Source organism: Glycomyces rhizosphaerae (assembly GCF_042647865.1).
GTDB lineage: Bacteria > Actinomycetota > Actinomycetes > Mycobacteriales > Micromonosporaceae > Glycomyces > Glycomyces rhizosphaerae.
Genome location: NZ_JBHRWO010000019.1, coordinates 84,602 through 99,380, shown reverse-complemented (window position 1 = coordinate 99,380; position 14,779 = coordinate 84,602). Strand labels below are relative to the sequence as shown.

16 protein-coding genes are annotated in these 14,779 nt (G+C 67.7%); 6 read left to right on the top strand and 10 right to left on the bottom strand.

The window, feature by feature from the left end:
• Positions 1-33: 33 nt before the first annotated feature.
• Positions 34-237 (bottom strand): hypothetical protein, encoded by a 204-nt coding sequence (locus ACFO8M_RS18765; protein ID WP_387978364.1) that lies wholly within the window; start codon positions 235-237, stop codon positions 34-36.
• Positions 238-422: 185 nt separating this feature from the next.
• Here ACFO8M_RS18765 and fbaA point away from each other — a divergent pair, with 185 nt between their 5' ends.
• Entirely contained in the window at positions 423-1,445 is a 1,023-nt protein-coding gene (gene fbaA, locus ACFO8M_RS18760; protein ID WP_387978363.1) for a class II fructose-bisphosphate aldolase, read from the top strand.
• Between the two features lie 49 nt (positions 1,446-1,494).
• On the opposite strand, the gene ACFO8M_RS18755 is transcribed toward fbaA, so the two are convergent.
• The 4 genes from ACFO8M_RS18755 to ACFO8M_RS18740 all read right to left on the bottom strand — a co-directional run bounded on the left by ACFO8M_RS18755 (position 1,495) and on the right by ACFO8M_RS18740 (position 4,798).
• A complete protein-coding gene (locus tag ACFO8M_RS18755; RefSeq protein WP_387978361.1) occupies positions 1,495-1,740 on the bottom strand; it encodes a type II toxin-antitoxin system VapC family toxin in 246 nt (81 codons plus the stop codon).
• Positions 1,741-1,879: 139 nt separating this feature from the next.
• Positions 1,880-2,116, bottom strand: coding sequence for a FitA-like ribbon-helix-helix domain-containing protein (locus tag ACFO8M_RS18750; RefSeq protein ID WP_387978359.1), 237 nt, complete (start codon positions 2,114-2,116; stop codon positions 1,880-1,882).
• A 115-nt stretch (positions 2,117-2,231) separates the two neighbouring features.
• Complete coding sequence (locus tag ACFO8M_RS18745) at positions 2,232-3,785, bottom strand: glycoside hydrolase family 13 protein (protein ID WP_387978357.1); 1,554 nt, start codon at positions 3,783-3,785, stop codon at positions 2,232-2,234.
• Positions 3,786-3,799: 14 nt separating this feature from the next.
• Positions 3,800-4,798: a LacI family DNA-binding transcriptional regulator gene (locus tag ACFO8M_RS18740; RefSeq protein WP_387978355.1), complete on the bottom strand. Its 999-nt coding sequence runs from the start codon at positions 4,796-4,798 to the stop codon at positions 3,800-3,802.
• A gap of 153 nt (positions 4,799-4,951) precedes the next feature.
• Between ACFO8M_RS18740 and ACFO8M_RS18735 the strand changes: the two genes are divergently transcribed.
• The 5 genes from ACFO8M_RS18735 to ACFO8M_RS18715 all read left to right on the top strand — a co-directional run bounded on the left by ACFO8M_RS18735 (position 4,952) and on the right by ACFO8M_RS18715 (position 10,745).
• Complete coding sequence (locus ACFO8M_RS18735; RefSeq protein ID WP_387978353.1) at positions 4,952-6,184, top strand: sugar ABC transporter substrate-binding protein; 1,233 nt, start codon at positions 4,952-4,954, stop codon at positions 6,182-6,184.
• A 39-nt stretch (positions 6,185-6,223) separates the two neighbouring features.
• Positions 6,224-7,771: an ABC transporter permease subunit gene (locus ACFO8M_RS18730; RefSeq protein WP_387978351.1), complete on the top strand. Its 1,548-nt coding sequence runs from the start codon at positions 6,224-6,226 to the stop codon at positions 7,769-7,771.
• A complete protein-coding gene (locus ACFO8M_RS18725) occupies positions 7,768-8,667 on the top strand; it encodes a sugar ABC transporter permease (RefSeq protein WP_387978349.1) in 900 nt (299 codons plus the stop codon). Before ACFO8M_RS18730 ends, ACFO8M_RS18725 begins: the two co-directional genes overlap by 4 nt.
• A 174-nt stretch (positions 8,668-8,841) precedes the next feature.
• Complete coding sequence (locus ACFO8M_RS18720) at positions 8,842-10,482, top strand: hypothetical protein (RefSeq protein ID WP_387978347.1); 1,641 nt, start codon at positions 8,842-8,844, stop codon at positions 10,480-10,482.
• Positions 10,479-10,745 (top strand): hypothetical protein, encoded by a 267-nt coding sequence (locus tag ACFO8M_RS18715; RefSeq protein WP_387978345.1) that lies wholly within the window; start codon positions 10,479-10,481, stop codon positions 10,743-10,745. Before ACFO8M_RS18720 ends, ACFO8M_RS18715 begins: the two co-directional genes overlap by 4 nt.
• Before the next feature lie 1,459 nt (positions 10,746-12,204).
• Here ACFO8M_RS18715 and ACFO8M_RS18710 read toward each other — a convergent pair.
• From ACFO8M_RS18710 to ACFO8M_RS18690, 5 genes are read right to left on the bottom strand one after another with little or no spacing between them, the layout of a single operon-like run.
• On the bottom strand, positions 12,205-12,678 hold the full coding sequence (locus ACFO8M_RS18710) for a hypothetical protein (protein WP_387978343.1): 474 nt from the start codon (positions 12,676-12,678) through the stop codon (positions 12,205-12,207).
• An 8-nt stretch (positions 12,679-12,686) separates the two neighbouring features.
• Positions 12,687-13,280, bottom strand: a complete 594-nt coding sequence (locus ACFO8M_RS18705) for a hypothetical protein (protein ID WP_387978341.1) — start codon at positions 13,278-13,280, stop codon at positions 12,687-12,689.
• Positions 13,281-13,295: 15 nt separating this feature from the next.
• Positions 13,296-14,009, bottom strand: a complete 714-nt coding sequence (locus ACFO8M_RS18700; RefSeq protein WP_387978340.1) for a WXG100 family type VII secretion target — start codon at positions 14,007-14,009, stop codon at positions 13,296-13,298.
• A complete protein-coding gene (locus ACFO8M_RS18695; protein WP_387978339.1) occupies positions 14,010-14,324 on the bottom strand; it encodes a type VII secretion target in 315 nt (104 codons plus the stop codon).
• Positions 14,321-14,752 carry a YbaB/EbfC family nucleoid-associated protein gene (locus ACFO8M_RS18690; RefSeq protein WP_387978337.1) on the bottom strand — a complete coding sequence of 144 codons (432 nt, stop codon included), beginning with the start codon at positions 14,750-14,752 and terminating at the stop codon, positions 14,321-14,323. Before ACFO8M_RS18690 ends, ACFO8M_RS18695 begins: the two co-directional genes overlap by 4 nt.
• Positions 14,753-14,779: the final 27 nt, after the last annotated feature.

The window sequence follows — 14,779 nt, the reverse complement described above, 5'->3', positions numbered from 1 at the left end:
CGGGGCCGGGCCTTCGGCTCGTCGTCGCTCCGGTTACTCCGGGCGCTCGTCCTCTTCCGGCGGGACCTCCTGCCGCTGCTCGGCCGCGTCCGCCGGATCGACCTCGTCCGGGACCTCCTCCGCCGACTCCTCGACGGCAGCCTCCGGATCGTCCTCGGCCGGGGGTTCGGCCGAGTCCGCCAGGTCGAACTCGGACGATTCCTCGAAGTCGTCCGCCCATTCCTGCTGAAAGCTCATATAACCACCGTAGTCCCGCCCGAGCCCTCCCGGACTGCGAACCACCAGGTAGCCTGAGTTATGCCTTCACACGGCTGTGGGCAATACTTCATCTCGACGCAATAGTTCGAGGCCATCAGACAGCGGCGTCTGAGTCCCGCCCCCGGTCGGGGAGCAATCAACGACTTGTCTAAGGAGCTGGCAGCATGCCTATCGCAACACCCGAGGAATACAACGAGATGCTCGACCGGGCGAAGGCCGGCTCCTTCGCCTACCCGGCCATCAACGTCACCTCGACCCAGACGCTCAACGCCGCGCTCGCCGCGTTCGCCGAGGCCGAATCCGACGGCATCGTCCAGGTCTCGACCGGTGGCGCGGAGTACCTCTCCGGGCCGACCATCAAGGACAAGGTGACCGGTTCGGTCGCCCTCGCCGCCGCCGCGCACGAGATCGCCAAGAACTACCCGGTCAAGGTCGCCCTCCACACCGACCACTGCCCGAAGAACAACCTCGACTCGTTCGTGCGCCCCCTCCTCGCCATCAGCGAAGAGCGCGTGGCCCGCGGCGAGCTCCCGCTGTTCCAGTCCCACATGTGGGACGGCTCCGCCGTGCCGATGCAGGAGAACCTGGAGATCGCCCAGGAACTCCTCGCCCGCACCGCCAAGGCCAACATCATCCTCGAGATCGAGATCGGCGTCGTCGGCGGCGAAGAGGACGGCGTCGAAGCCGAGATCAACGAGAAGCTCTACACCACCGTCGAAGACGGCCTCGCCACCGTCGAAGCCCTCGGCGCCGGAGAGAAGGGCCGCTACATGACGGCTCTGACCTTCGGCAACGTGCACGGCGTCTACAAGCCCGGCAACGTCCACCTCCGCCCCGAGATCCTCAAGGAGATCCAGGACGCGGTCGGCGCCAAGGTCGGCAAGGACAAGCCCTTCGACCTGGTCTTCCACGGCGGCTCCGGCTCGACCGCGCAGGAGATCAGCGACGCGGTGGACCACGGCGTCATCAAGATGAACATCGACACCGACGCCCAGTACGCGTTCACGCGCCCCGTCGTCGACCACATGTTCCGAAACTACGACGGCGTGCTCAAGGTCGAGGGCGAGGTCGGCAACAAGAAGGCCTACGACCCCCGCGCCTACGGCAAGCTCGCCGAAGCCGGCATGGCCGCCCGCATCGTCGAAGCCTGCCAGCAGCTTCGCTCCGCGGGCAACAAGATCAAGTAAGGCAGGACGAGGGGCCCGGCCGCGATGCGGCCGGGCCCTTGGCGTCTCCTCAGACCGTAATGATCGCGCATCCGGTCTTGGGAACCCCGTCGAACTTCTTGTCGGCCGTGAGCAACGGAATCCCCAGCGCCTCCGCGAGCGCGATGAATGCCGCATCGTACGGCCACATGTTCGCCCGCAATTCCCAGATCCGGGGCAGGTACCACGTGTGGTCGTACCTCCGCAGGTCGAGCTGTTCCAGGGTGGAAAGGGCCGCTTCGGCTCGGTCTTTGGAGAGCTTTCGACCGAGGGTCATGCCGCGAAGGACCGAGGTGAACTCGAGGTCGATCGCTTGCGGCGCCGCAAGCGCTCGCCCGTAACGGCCTCGCGAACCTTCTCGGCCCGTTCATCCTCACCGATGAGGAGCTCGACCATCGCCGATGTGTCGACAACGATCACTCGCGCGCCGCCCGGTTCTCCTCAAGAGCGGCGACGACATCATCGGCCGTGACGCCGCTGCCCTTCGCGATCTCCCGTCCCCGGGCGATGGCTTCCTCGACGCTGATGACTTGGGAAGCACGCTCGAACATGCTCCTGAGATAGGCGTCGAAGGACTGATGCGATCGCGCTGCGCGCTCACGCAGTTTCGCGACGAGGTCGTCCGGCAGGTCATGGACTTCAACTGTTGCCATGCATCAAGGCTAAGCGACCTGTCATCGGATTTCATGTTTCGGCGCGCCGTGTCGAACAGTGCGGTAAACGCGAGCGGGCCCGGAGCAACAGCTCCGGGCCCGGTGTTCGCTTGGGTTACTTGGCGAACCAGACTGTGGCGCCGGCGGGGAGGGTGCCGTTGTCCAGGGGGGCGCTGGCGAGGAGGACGTCGGTGCCGTAGCCGGCGACGGGGACCGGTTCGTCGCTGAAGTTGACGACGCAGACCAGGGCGCCGTTGTCGAACGCGAACGCGTTGTCGCCCGGGTCGGCGAGCCAGGTCAGGCCGGTCGCCTTGTGGTTCTTGCGGAGGGCGAGGGCGGCGCGGTAGAACTCCAGGGTGGAGCCGGGGACGCCGTCTTCGGCCTCGGCCGAGAGCGCCGACCAGTCGGCCGGCTGCGGGAGCCAGGAGCCGCCCGTGCCGAAGCCGAACGAGGCGCCTTCCTTCGTCCACGGGAGCGGGACGCGGCAGCCGTCGCGGCCGATCTGCTCGCCGTTGGTGCGGAAGAACGTCGGGTCCTCGCGGACCTCCGCGGGCAGGTCGAGGACTTCGTTGAGGCCCAGTTCCTCACCCTGGTAGACGTACACGACGCCCGGCAGGGACAAGAGGAGCTGCGTGGCGGCCTTGGCGCGGGCCAATCCCAGTTCGCCGCCGCCGTAGCGGGTCACGTGGCGCTGCACGTCGTGGTTGGACAGCACCCAGGTGCAGGGCGCGCCGACGCCGGCGTTGTTGGCGATCTCGGAGTCGATGGCCTTGCGGAAGTCCGCGGCCTGGAACGGGGCCAGCACCAGGTCGAAGTTGAACGCCTGGTGCAGCTCGTCGGGGCGCAGGTAGAGCGCGCGGCGCTCGGCCGAGTCGGTCCACGCCTCGGCGACGAAGATCCGGTCGCCCTCGTACTCCTCGATGATCGGGCGCCACGTGCGGTAGATGTCGTGCACGCCGTCCTGGTCGAAGAACGGCGCCTGCGTGGTGCCGATCATCTCGATCGTGCCGTCGCCGCCGGTGTCGGGCAGCCCCTCGGCCTTGACCATGCCGTGCGCGACGTCGATGCGGAAGCCGTCGACGCCCCGGTCGAGCCAGAACCGCAGGATCGACTGGAACTCCGCGTGGACCTCCGGGTTGTCCCAGTTCAGGTCCGGCTGCGAGGAGTCGAACAGGTGCAGGTACCACTGCTTGCCGTCTGGGGTCTTGGTCCAGGCCGGGCCGCCGAAGATCGACTGCCAGTTGTTCGGCGGGGTGTCCGCCTTCGCCGGGTCCACGTCGCGGAAGTGGTAGCGCTCTCGCTCCGGCGAGCCGGGAGCCGCCGCGAGGGCCGCCTGGAACCAGACGTGGTCCGAGGAGGTGTGGTTGGGAACGAGGTCGACGATGAGCCGGATCCCGGCCGCATGGGCGGTTTCGAGCATCCGATCGAAATCCTCGAGGTCGCCGAAGCGCTCGTCGATGGCGCGGTAGTCGGCCACGTCGTAGCCCGCGTCCTTCTGGGGCGAGGCGTAGAACGGCGATAGCCAGATGGCGTCCACCCCGAGCTGGGCCAAGTACGGGATGCGGGAGCGGATGCCCTCCAGGTCGCCCATGCCGTCGCCGTTCGCGTCGGCGAAGGAACGCGGATACACCTGGTAGATGACCGCGTCGCGCCACCAGTGTTCACTCATCGGGGAGTTCCCTTTCAGTCTTGGGGGGCCGCACCGGTGGAACCGCGTACGACGAGTTCGGGTCGGAAGAGGTATTCCGACGACGGCGTGGGCTGCCCGGCGATCTCGTCGAGCAGTGCCCGGGCGGCGGCGGTGGCGATGTCGCGCACCGGCTGCCGCACGGTCGTGAGCGGGGGGTTGGTGTGCGCGATGAGCGGCGAGTCGTCGTAGCCGACCACCGAGAAGTCCTGCGGGACGTTGAGCCCGCGCTCCTCGGCGGCGCGGATCGCGCCCAGCGCCATCATGTCCGAGCCGCAGACCACGGCGGTCGCGCCGCGGTCGATGAGTCGCGAGGCCGCGGCGTACCCGCCCTGCTCGCCGAACAGGGTCAGCTCGATGAGCTCGGGGCCGACCCCCTGCATCGCGGCGCGGTAGCCCGAGATCTTGCGGCGCACCGGCCAGTACCGGTCCGGGCCCGAGACCAGGCCGATCCTGGTGTGGCCCAAGCCCGCCAGGTGCTCCACGGCGATGCGCGCGGCCACGGTGTCGTCGCACGAGAACGAGGCCGCCTCGACGCCCTCGGGGTGGCCGGTCACGAACGCCACGGGCAAGCGCTTGTCCTTGAGCTCCTGGTACCGCTCGGTGCTCGCCATCGTGTCGGCGTGGAGGCCGGACACGAAGATGATGCCGGCGACGGCCCGCTCACGGAGCATCTCGACGAACTCGTCCTCCGAGACCCCGCCGGGGGTCTGCGTGCACAGCACCGGCGTGTAGCCCGAGCCGGCCAGCACATTGGAGATCGTCTGCGCATAGAGCGGGAAGATCGGGTTCTCCAGTTCGGGCACGACCAGGCCGATGAGGCCGATCGCGTGCTTGCGCAGCGCCTGGGGGCGTTCATAACCGAGCACGTCGAGAGCAGTGAGGACGGACTGTCGGGTCTGCTGACCCACGCCGGGTTTGTCGTTGAGCACCCGGGACACCGTTGCCTCACTGACCCCGGCTTGCCGGGCGATGTCAGAGAGTCGAAGCCGCATGATGACAGCGTAGCCTATCTGAAATTAGGCAACAGTTTGGTTGCAAGGGTTTCCTGTTTCTGAAACATCTTGCTAACCTTCGAGGAAGTCGGGGCGCGAGCCCCCGGTCACCGGCCCCCGCCCCGGGGCCCCTCAATGAAGAGAGAAACAGACATGCGCAGAAGGACCCTGGGTATCACCGCCGTCTCGGCCGCCGCTCTCGGCGCGGCCGCCGCCTGCGGTTCGGACGACGGCGACACCGGCGAGGAGACCACCGAGTTCTCCGGAGAGCTGGTCATCTGGGCCGACGAGACCCGCACCCCCGTCCTCAAGGAGTTCGTCAAGGACTTCGAGACCAGCGTCGGCGTCAAGGTCACCGTCGAAGAGCACGTCGAGACCCTCCGCGAAGACTTCCTCACCGCCGCCGAGCAGGGCCAGGGCCCCGACATCATCGTCGGCGCCCACGACTGGTCCGGCCAGTTCGCCGCCGACGGCGTCATCAGCCCCGTCACCTTGAACGCCGACCAGCAGGCCGCCCTCAACGAGACCACCGTCAAGGCCTTCACCGTCGACGGCAACGTCTACGGCGTCCCCTACGCGGTCGAGAACCTCGCCCTCATCCGCAACACCGACCTGGCCCCGACCGCCCCCGCCACCTTCGAAGAGCTCGTCACCGCCGGCCAGGCCGCCGGCACCGACGAGGTCCTCACCATGGAGGTCGGCGTCGACGGCAACGCCTACAGCGCCTACCCGCTGTTCGCCTCCTTCGGCGGCTACCTCTTCAAGGACGACGGCACCGGCACCCTCGACCCCACCGACGTCGGCGTCGACTCCGAAGGCGGCATCGCCGCGTTCTCCAAGTTCGCCGAACTCGGCGCCGAGGGCATCCTCAAGACCACCATCGACGCGACCAACACCATCCCGTTCTTCGTCGACGGCAAGACCGCCTTCATGATCTCCGGCCCCTGGGCCCTCACCGACGTCCAAGGCGCGGGCCTCAACTACGAGGTCACCGCCATCCCCGGTTTCGAAGGCCAGGGCCCGGCCTCCCCGTTCCTCGGCGTCCAGGGCTTCTACGTCTCGGCCACCGCCAAGAACGCCGTGTTCGCCCAGGAGTTCGTCACCAACTACGTGCTCACCGAGGACCTCCAGCTCAAGCTCGCCGAAGCCGGCGGGCGCCTCCCGGCCCTCACCGCCGCCGCCGAGGCCTACGCCGCCGACAACGCCGACGTCCAGGGCTTCGCCGCCGCCGGCGAGAACGCCGTCCCGATGCCGAACATCCCCGCGATGAACGCCGTCTGGGAGCCCTTCGGCCGCGCCGAAGCCGACGCCATCGACGCCGTCTCCGACGGCCCGACCGCCGCAGCGACCGCCGCGCAGGCCATCCGCGACGCCGTCGGCGCCTAGGCCCACCCGGTTCGACCTCGACGAGCGAAGGAATCCACTGTGCTCGACCAACGTTCCCGGACGGCCGGCTCAGCCACTGCCGCGGGCCTGATCATCAAGATCGCCGTGCTCGCGCTGGTAGCCGCGCTGGCCGTCTGGGCGGCGTTGCCGCTCATCAACGCCGAGGCCTGGTGGGGCCTCGCGCTGGAAGCGGCCGTAGTCGCCATCCTCTTCTACGTCTACCTCCAGCGCCGGGCCATCCAACTCAAATACCTCATCCCCGGCACCCTGCTGCTCCTGGCCTTCCAGATCCTCCCGGTCGCCCTCACCATCGGCACCTCCTTCTCCAACTACGGAGACGGCCACCGCGTCGACAAGGACCAGGCGATCGAGGCGATCATCGCCACCGGCGTCGAACCGACCACCGGCGGCGCCAACTACTTCCTCGCCGTCGGCGAATCCGCCTCCGGCGAACTGACGCTCCTGCTCACCGACCAGACCAACGGCTCCACCTGGGCCGGAACGGAAGCGGGCCTCACCGAGCTCGCCGACGCCACCGTCGACGCCTCCGGGCGGATCACCGCCGCCCCCGGCTACACCGTCTGGACCCTCGCCGAACTGGGCGAGCGCCAGGCCGAACTCGCCGAACTCGCCGTCCCCACCGGGTCCGAGACCGGCATCAAAGTCCAGGGCCTCTCCGCCTTCGAAGGCGTCTCGACCATCTCCTACAACGAGACCTGCGATTGCATCACCGACTCAGCCGACGGCACGATCTGGTACGCCGACAACGAGACCGGCTCGTTCCTCACCGAAGACGGCAAGGCCGCACTCGTCGGCTGGCGGGTCGGCATCGGCGCCGACAACTACCTCAAAGTGATCACCGACCCCGACATCCGCGGCCCGTTCCTGGGGATCTTCACCTGGAACGTCGCGTTCGCCGCCGGATCGGTCCTGTTCACCTTCGCGATCGGCCTCGGCACCGCCATGGCCCTCAACAAACCCGACATGCGCGGCACGAAGTTCTACCGGACCTTCATGATCCTGCCGTACGCCATGCCGTCCTTCGCGATGCTCCTGGTGTGGGCGCAGATGTTCAACCGCGACTTCGGACTCATCAACGAGCTCTTCGGCCTCGACGTGAACTGGTACGGCGGCACCTGGTCGGCCAAGGCGATGGTCCTCATCGCCAACACCTGGCTCGGCTGGCCCTACATGTTCCTCATCTGCCTCGGCGCCCTCCAGGCCCTGCCCTCCGACTCGCTCGAAGCGGCCAAGATCGACGGCGCCACCGGCGTGACGGCGTTCCGCAAGATCACGCTGCCGCTCCTGCTCATCGCCCTGACGCCGCTGCTCATCTCCAGCTTCGCGTTCAACTTCAACAACTTCAACGCGATCGAACTGCTCAGCGGCGGACACCCGTTCACCGCCGGCGACTCGGTCGGCGGCACCGACCTCTTGATCACCTACGCGTTCCGCCAGGCCTTCGGCTCCTCCAGCGCCGACTACGGCTTCGCCAGCACGATCAGCGTGTTCATCTTCCTCATCGTCGCCACGATCTCGGCGGTCATGTTCCGCTTCACCCGCAACCAGGAGGACGTGTACTCATGACCGTGTCTGGGGCGCGCTCGCAGCGCAAGGGGAAGCACCCGTTCATCAAGTGGGTCGGGGAGTTCGGCTGGCGGCACGTGGTCGCGGTCGCGGTGCTCGTGTTCGGGCTCGTGCCGATCGTGTACGTGGTGTCGGCCGCGTTCAACCCGAACGGGACGCTGTCGTCGACGAGTCTGCTGCCGACCTCGTTCGGCTTCGGCAACTTCCAGAAGCTGTTCACGGACCCGAACGTGCCGTTCGGGCAGTGGTTCCTGAACTCGATCGTGATCGCGGTTCCGGCGGCGTTCATCTCGATCTTCATCTCGTCGCTGGCCGCGTACGCGTTCAGCCGGTTCCGGTTCAAGGGGCGGCGGCCGATGCTGTTGATCCTGCTGCTGATCCAGATGTTCCCGGCGTTCCTGGCCGTGGTGGCGCTGTACTTGATCTTCGGGACGATCGGCGAGTTCTACCCGGTGGCGGGGTTGAACACGAAACTCGGCCTCATGCTGGTGTACATGGGTGGGGCCCTTGGGGTTTCGACGTGGCTGATGAAGGGTTTCTTCGACACGATCCCGAAGGAGCTCGACGAGGCCGCGACGATCGACGGGGCCACGCACGCGCAGATCTTCTTCGGGATGATCCTGCCGCTGGCGGCGCCGATCATCGCGATCTCGGGGATCCTGGCGTTCGTGGGGACCATGAACGACTTCATCCTCGCGAGCCTGTTCCTCACGGACCGCCCGGAAATGACCCTCGCGGTGGGGCTCAAGACGTTGACGGCGGAGAACTCGCCGGCGAGCTACTTCGGGATCTTCGCGGCGGGAACGCTGCTGACCTCGATCCTGACGGTCGCGGTGTTCATGAGCCTGCAGCGCTACATAGTGTCCGGTCTGACCGGCGGAGCAGTGAAGGGTTAAGACGAGAACGACCACTGCTCGACACAGAGATCCTGTCCCCCAGGGCAGGTGAACGAAGGCCCGGATCAAGGAGAGCCTCCCTCTCTGAGATCCGGGCCTTTCGCATGCACAGGTGAGGAGGGACATCTAGACGCTTTTGCATGGGGGCGTGTCGCTAGCTGGCATCCATCACACGTGTGTGTCAATGTGAAAGAAGCGCCCAGTGGGCGTATTCCGCAACAACTGAATAGGAACCGGTGGGTCGCCGATCTAGATTGGCCTCTGGAGGCGACCCACCTTCCCAACCAAGGAAGGAAACCCTCCATGGTCTCTGTCAGCGTACGCCGAAACCGGCGCGAGCCGGTAGGCCGAAACGCGCAACCCGACGACCCCCGACACAACCGCGCCTACCCGCACCCCGAGAACCCGGGCCTGTTCGAGCAGGTCGACGGCTGGTTCGACTGGGCGGGCCGGCGCCTGTTCCTTGCCGACGGCTCACCCGATCCGATGACGCCGGGCGCCTACCGGTACCAGACCCGGCCGGATCTCACCGATCTCGACGCCCCCGACTCCGACCCGTGGAGCCCGAGGTACGAGCCGCCGCATTTGCGGCACCGACCAGGCGACACCTGGATCATCGACCGCGCCCGCCCGCACGACCCCGACGACCCGGGCCCGTTCGGGTCCCCAGGGTGGCGACCGGACCCCCGCACCGGCCGCCACCGCCGAGACGAGCTGCCCGACCCGACCCCGCCTTGGGAGCAGGCCGAGGCGAGGGACGCAGCGGAGCGGTCGGACTCGTTGCAGCACAATACGAGACGCAGCGACTCCTGCGACGACGGCGGCGAAAGCGGCGGTCACGGTGGCGGTAACCAGCGCGATGATGGGAGCCGTGGCGGCGGGAACCGAGACGGTGGTGGTGGCAACGCCCGTGGCGGTGGGGCCGGTTCCGGCGGTGGTTCCCGTTGCAGCAACCTGCGAATCGTGCCCGACTACCCCTCGACCGCACCGCGCAAGCGGACGCGCTTCTGGGCGGACGACGACCAGGAAGACGAGTCGGGCCAGGCGGACTGCGTAGCGACGCAGGAGGAGCCATACAGGTTCGAGAAGCTGCGCGAGGACGCCTGGGACCGGTTCGTCATCAAGTCCTCCGAGCTCGCGGCCTCCCATTGGGCGGACCGGCGGGCCTTGGAGTGCCAGCACCGTTGGCCGATTGCAGTGTTGCTGCGGATGTTCCGATGGTTGACGGCGGTGTTCAAGGGCCACAGGGAGAACGAAGCACCCGCGCCGGTCCGAGCCCCGCGGTCGGTGCCGGTGCCCCGGCAGGTTCAGCCGCAGGCGGATCGAGCACCGCAAACCGCCGAGGCGGCGTGGTCGACGCAAGGCGTCGAAGCGGCGCAGTCGCGGGAGAACTCCCGCCGGGCCGCGCACGAGGAGCAGTCGCTTCCGGGCGCGCAAATGGCGCAGGCGATCCGAAGCGTGCAAGCCGCAAGAGTACGGCTCGCCGTAGCCGCCCGCGAGACACGAGCAGACCAGAGCGGGGCGACTCCCGAAGCGGCGCAAGCGAATCAGGTCGGAGTCGCGCGCGAAGCACAATCGGATCAGTCCGAGACGGCTCGCCGAGTTGCGCAGCCTGATCAAACCAGATCCGCTCGCGAAGCGCGATCGGGCCAGTCCAAGACGGATCGTCGAGCAGTGCAAGCGGAACGGGGTGCCGCGCATTGGCGCGGTCGGCCCCGCGAGGAGCGGCCCCGCCCCTCACCGCTGCCTTACATCGCCCGGTGGGAGCAGGCGTTCGACGCGCACCGGGCGTTCGGGGAGGTGGCGGTGCTGTGAATCGGTTGCAGTTCATGGCCACCGCCTGGGTCGACGGGCGCCTGCTCCGCTTCGAACCCGTGCTCAAGCAGCCTCGCCTGCGCGTGATCCTCACCGGGACGGAACCGCAAACCCTCGGCTCGGTCATCAGCCTCGACACCGACCAAGCAGGCCTTCGGGTCTCAGCGCCGCTCCACGCCGAGTGGGCCAACGAGCAGCACGAAGCGATCATCGCCCACGCACGCCGAATCTGGGCCGAGATCACCCGCGAATGCGACGGATGACCGCATTCCGACCCACCATCAACCACGAACACGACGAAGGCTGACACGCGATCGGGCCGTGATCCATTCGGATCGTGGCCCGATCATCATGTATCGGGAACTGGCTTTGGTCTCGGTGCCTGGTGTGGCGGTGATCGGCGTTCAAACAGGCAGCGACAGAAGGTTGGAGAGGATCGGGGTCGCGGCGCTGCTGTCTGGCGGCGACTGGCGACGGCACGATTTCCGTTGGGGCGCTGCCGGTCGGTCCGTGGTGAGGACCAGGAACGTGAAACCCTTCTCGTCTTGTGGGTGATGCGGGTGGCGTTGGAGGCGTGGATAATTGAAAGTACGCACAAGGATGCGAAATCCGAACACAGTAGACGTAGAGTCTGGTGGTAAGCAGACTACGACATGAGCCTCTGGCCAGATACTCCGTCGACCACGTAGAAGCATCAGTCGCCCGCGCTGCAGAAGCGTAGAGATCCGACCGCTTCCATGCTTGTGCCATTGCCCCCGTCGAGGTCCCGAAGGCGGATAAGCCGACTCGAGGCGAGATGACCGACCGACACTCACAGGCCGGACATTCCAAGGCAACCACGACCATGAAGGAGCAGACACCCCACCGCGAGACGGCCCACAGGAACGGGTCGACTCCAAGCAAGACAAGGCAAGACACGACCGAAGCGCGAACCTGGATGTTGGAAGGAGGTGACACGACCATCACGACGACTGACACGACGATGCCCAGTGCGCCGCTGCACGAACGAACCCACGCGGCCAAGCAGACGATGCCGATCGGCACCGCCACGGCGCGCAGGGCTGCCCTGAGCGCGGCGATCGGCCCCGGTGAGGGCGCAGCGGCCATCACTGACGCCCCGAACACCCGGACAGGCTCCGACCGCACCGACGCCAACCGGCTGCGGCCCAACCGAAGCACGACCGACCGGCCCTCTCCGACGGGCACCACCCGGCCAGCAAGGCGGCGGCAACGACCGACCCGGCCCCGGCCACACGACCCAGGCCCGGATCCGACCCCGCCATCGCTGACTGCTTGCAGCGCAAGCAAAGCGAGACCAGGAAGCGTGAACGACCAGCACCGCCCACTCGGCCCGGCTCCAACACCGCCGGAGCGCCTCCCGGCCACGAAATCCCCGCTCAGCCCCCACCTCGCCGTCGCTGACGGCTTGAAGCCCACCCGAAACGAGGCTGAGCCGGCGGCACCCACCGGCACCATCCCCCAACCTCAGGCCGTCACCGCCACCCGCCCGGCCACGAACTCCCCGGCCGACTCCCACCTCGCCGTCGCTGACTGCTTGAAGCTCACCCGAAACGCGGCCGAGCGGCCGGGCCGAAGCCCAAGACTGGCAGACCAGAGTGCGATGCGGCGCAACCGGTCCTCGGCCTTGTCGCTGAAGGGCATTGCCTCAGATCAAAGGCCTGGAACCGCCGCTAGGGTCCGTGGCCGGGTGCCCGGTGGGCGTCAGGACTCCCACGGCAGGTTGATCGGACGTCGTTCCCACAGGGCCGGAGGGACATCGGCCGGACGCCGCTGGCCCCAGCGGTCGAACTCCGCTCCTCCATCCGGGACGGTCAAACGATTGAACTGCTCGTCGATCGCGAACAGGACGGCATTGAGCTTCGCCTGCAAGGCGTGTGGGAGCTTGCCGATCGCGGTCGCGGTCTCGGCGCGGTTGAACAGGTCGTTCACGTACTCGTCGATGAGGTAGTAGCCGTCGGGCGGCCAGTGGTTCCCCATCTTGTACGCCAGGGTCTCCCACATCGCGAAGCGCTTCTTGAGCGCGTACGTGGGGGTGGTCAAGTTGTGGCGGAACTGCTCCGCGAGACCTTCCCGCTCGTACTCGAGCCGTTCCGCGTCGACCGCTGCGATGTGCGCGAGCTCTTCCGCGTCGAGCCCGGCCCACAGCCTTTCCGTGAGCGGATTGTCGTACCGCATTCCGACCCCTATTCCTGAACCTGTTCTTGGTAATACTCGTACTTGCGGCTCGGCTGCATGAAGGTGCCGTTGTTCCCCTCGCGGATGATCATGGTACCGGTCTGCGGGTCCCACCAGCCCCAACGCGGTGTGCCGCTCGGGGTGGGACGCATCTTCGTCCCGGGGACGCTCATGATGTTCTTGATGTAGTCCGCGACCTGGTCATCGGGGACGCCCGGGATCGAGCGCTGATCGGCGTGCGCGGCGATCCTGTCGGCGACCTGCTCGTTCGACAGGTCCGTTCCGTTCGGGTCGACGCCGTCGTCGTCCGGATCGTCCGCATCGTCGCCGTCGCGCTCGTCGTACGCGTCGTCCTCAGAGCCCTTGTCGGTCCGTGCGGCATCGTATGCCGCATCGATCTCCGCCTGGATCTCCTCTGGGGTCTTGCCGCCGGCGGCGCCCTTGTCGAGGTTGCTCGCGGTCGCGGCCCTGCCCGAGCTGAAGCCGCCGACCGGCGGCGTGGGCGTCGGACCGCCGCCGGGCTTGCGCGGCTTCGGGGGTCCGGGCTTGATGAAGGCCAGGCCGATGACGGCCACGACCAGAAGTTTGACGATGCCGTTCATGGGGTTCGCCCGTGCCTAACTGTCGAGGAGCGCTTGCAGGCTTGAGAAGCTCTGCACAAGCGCGACGATCACGCCGATCAGAGTGGAGGCCACGCGCAGCACCATGCCGGTGACCTGGGCGGCCACGGCCGGGATGCCGACGCCGGTGGCGACCAGGCCGAGCCACACCGGGAGACGGACCAGGAGGGTGGCGACGAGTTCGGAGATGATCTCGCGCACGAGCTCGCGGGTCACGGTCACCAGCGTTCCGGCGCCCTGCGTGGCGGCCGCCATCGCAGCGCACAGCCCGGAGAGGCCGTCGAGGCCTTCGACGTTGTAATCCATCTTCTGCCGGTAGGCGTCCGAGGCCGAGCCGACCCAGGCCCCGAGGTCGGCGTCGACGAACCCGTCGAGTTCGTCCTTGACCGCGAGCAGCTCGGTCGCCATGTTGGTCCAGGTCTGGGCGTGGGCGGTGAGGATGTCGGCGTCACCGGCCACGTCGTCGAGGAACTCGCGCAGCGGCTCGACCGCTTCCATGATCCAGGAGACACTGGTGGACGCGATCGTCCCGAGCGGGTCGAGGAACCCGCCGACGCCTTCGAGCCCGGTCATGAAGCCCGCGAGCAGCGCGTCGACCCAGTTGCCGCCGTCGATGGCGGTGACGACGTCCGCGATGCTCTCGCCGATGCCCGAGCCGGTGTACCAGCGGTGGGAATCCTGGACGTCGGCCACAAGGGAGTTGTCGCCCATCTACATCTCCCCTGAGAGGCCGTCGAAGTCGGACGCGGCGGCCGCGTCCGCTTCCTCGTACGCGTCGGCGGTGGCGCCGAGCTCCGTCACGTGGGTCTCCAGGTTGGCTTTGGCCTGGTCGATCAGGGTGTCGGTCTCGCCGTGCTTCTCTTCGAGGATCGGGGCCATCCACGCGCACAGCGGCCCGAAGGCGTCGTCGGCCTGGGAGATGGCGCTCGAAGCCGAACGCACGGACTCGATCCTGGAGACCAGGTCCTGAATGTGGGCGCTGTGGGTGCGCAGCTCTTGGGGATCGACGTTGATGATGCCGCTCACCGCCGCGGCTCCTCGTCCTCGCCCGAGCCGAACCGCTCTTTGAGGTCGGCCGCCACCGCTTTACCCGTCTCGGAGTCGGCCCCGACGGTCGCGGCGATGACCTCGCCGGTCTGATCGGTGATGCGCCGCTTGGCCTCGGCGAGCGTGTCCATGATGGCGCGGGAGACGACATCGGGCGCCACGCGCTGCGTACGAGCGGAGAGCTCGATGTCGGTGAGGTTCCCCGTGGAGTCGACTTTGACGGTGACCAGGCCGTTCGGGTCGCTCGCCGTCGCCGACAAGGACTTCATCTGGTCGGCCATGGCCTGCGTCTGGGCGGCCATCTGCTCGAAGCGGGCCCGGCGCTCCTCGAGGCGGGCGCGGGCGGCCTCCATGTCGAGGGAACGGGGCAGCCCGGAAAGCTGCGGCCGAGGTGCTGCGTCGTTCAAGCGCCGGTCCTTCCACGGGATGGATTC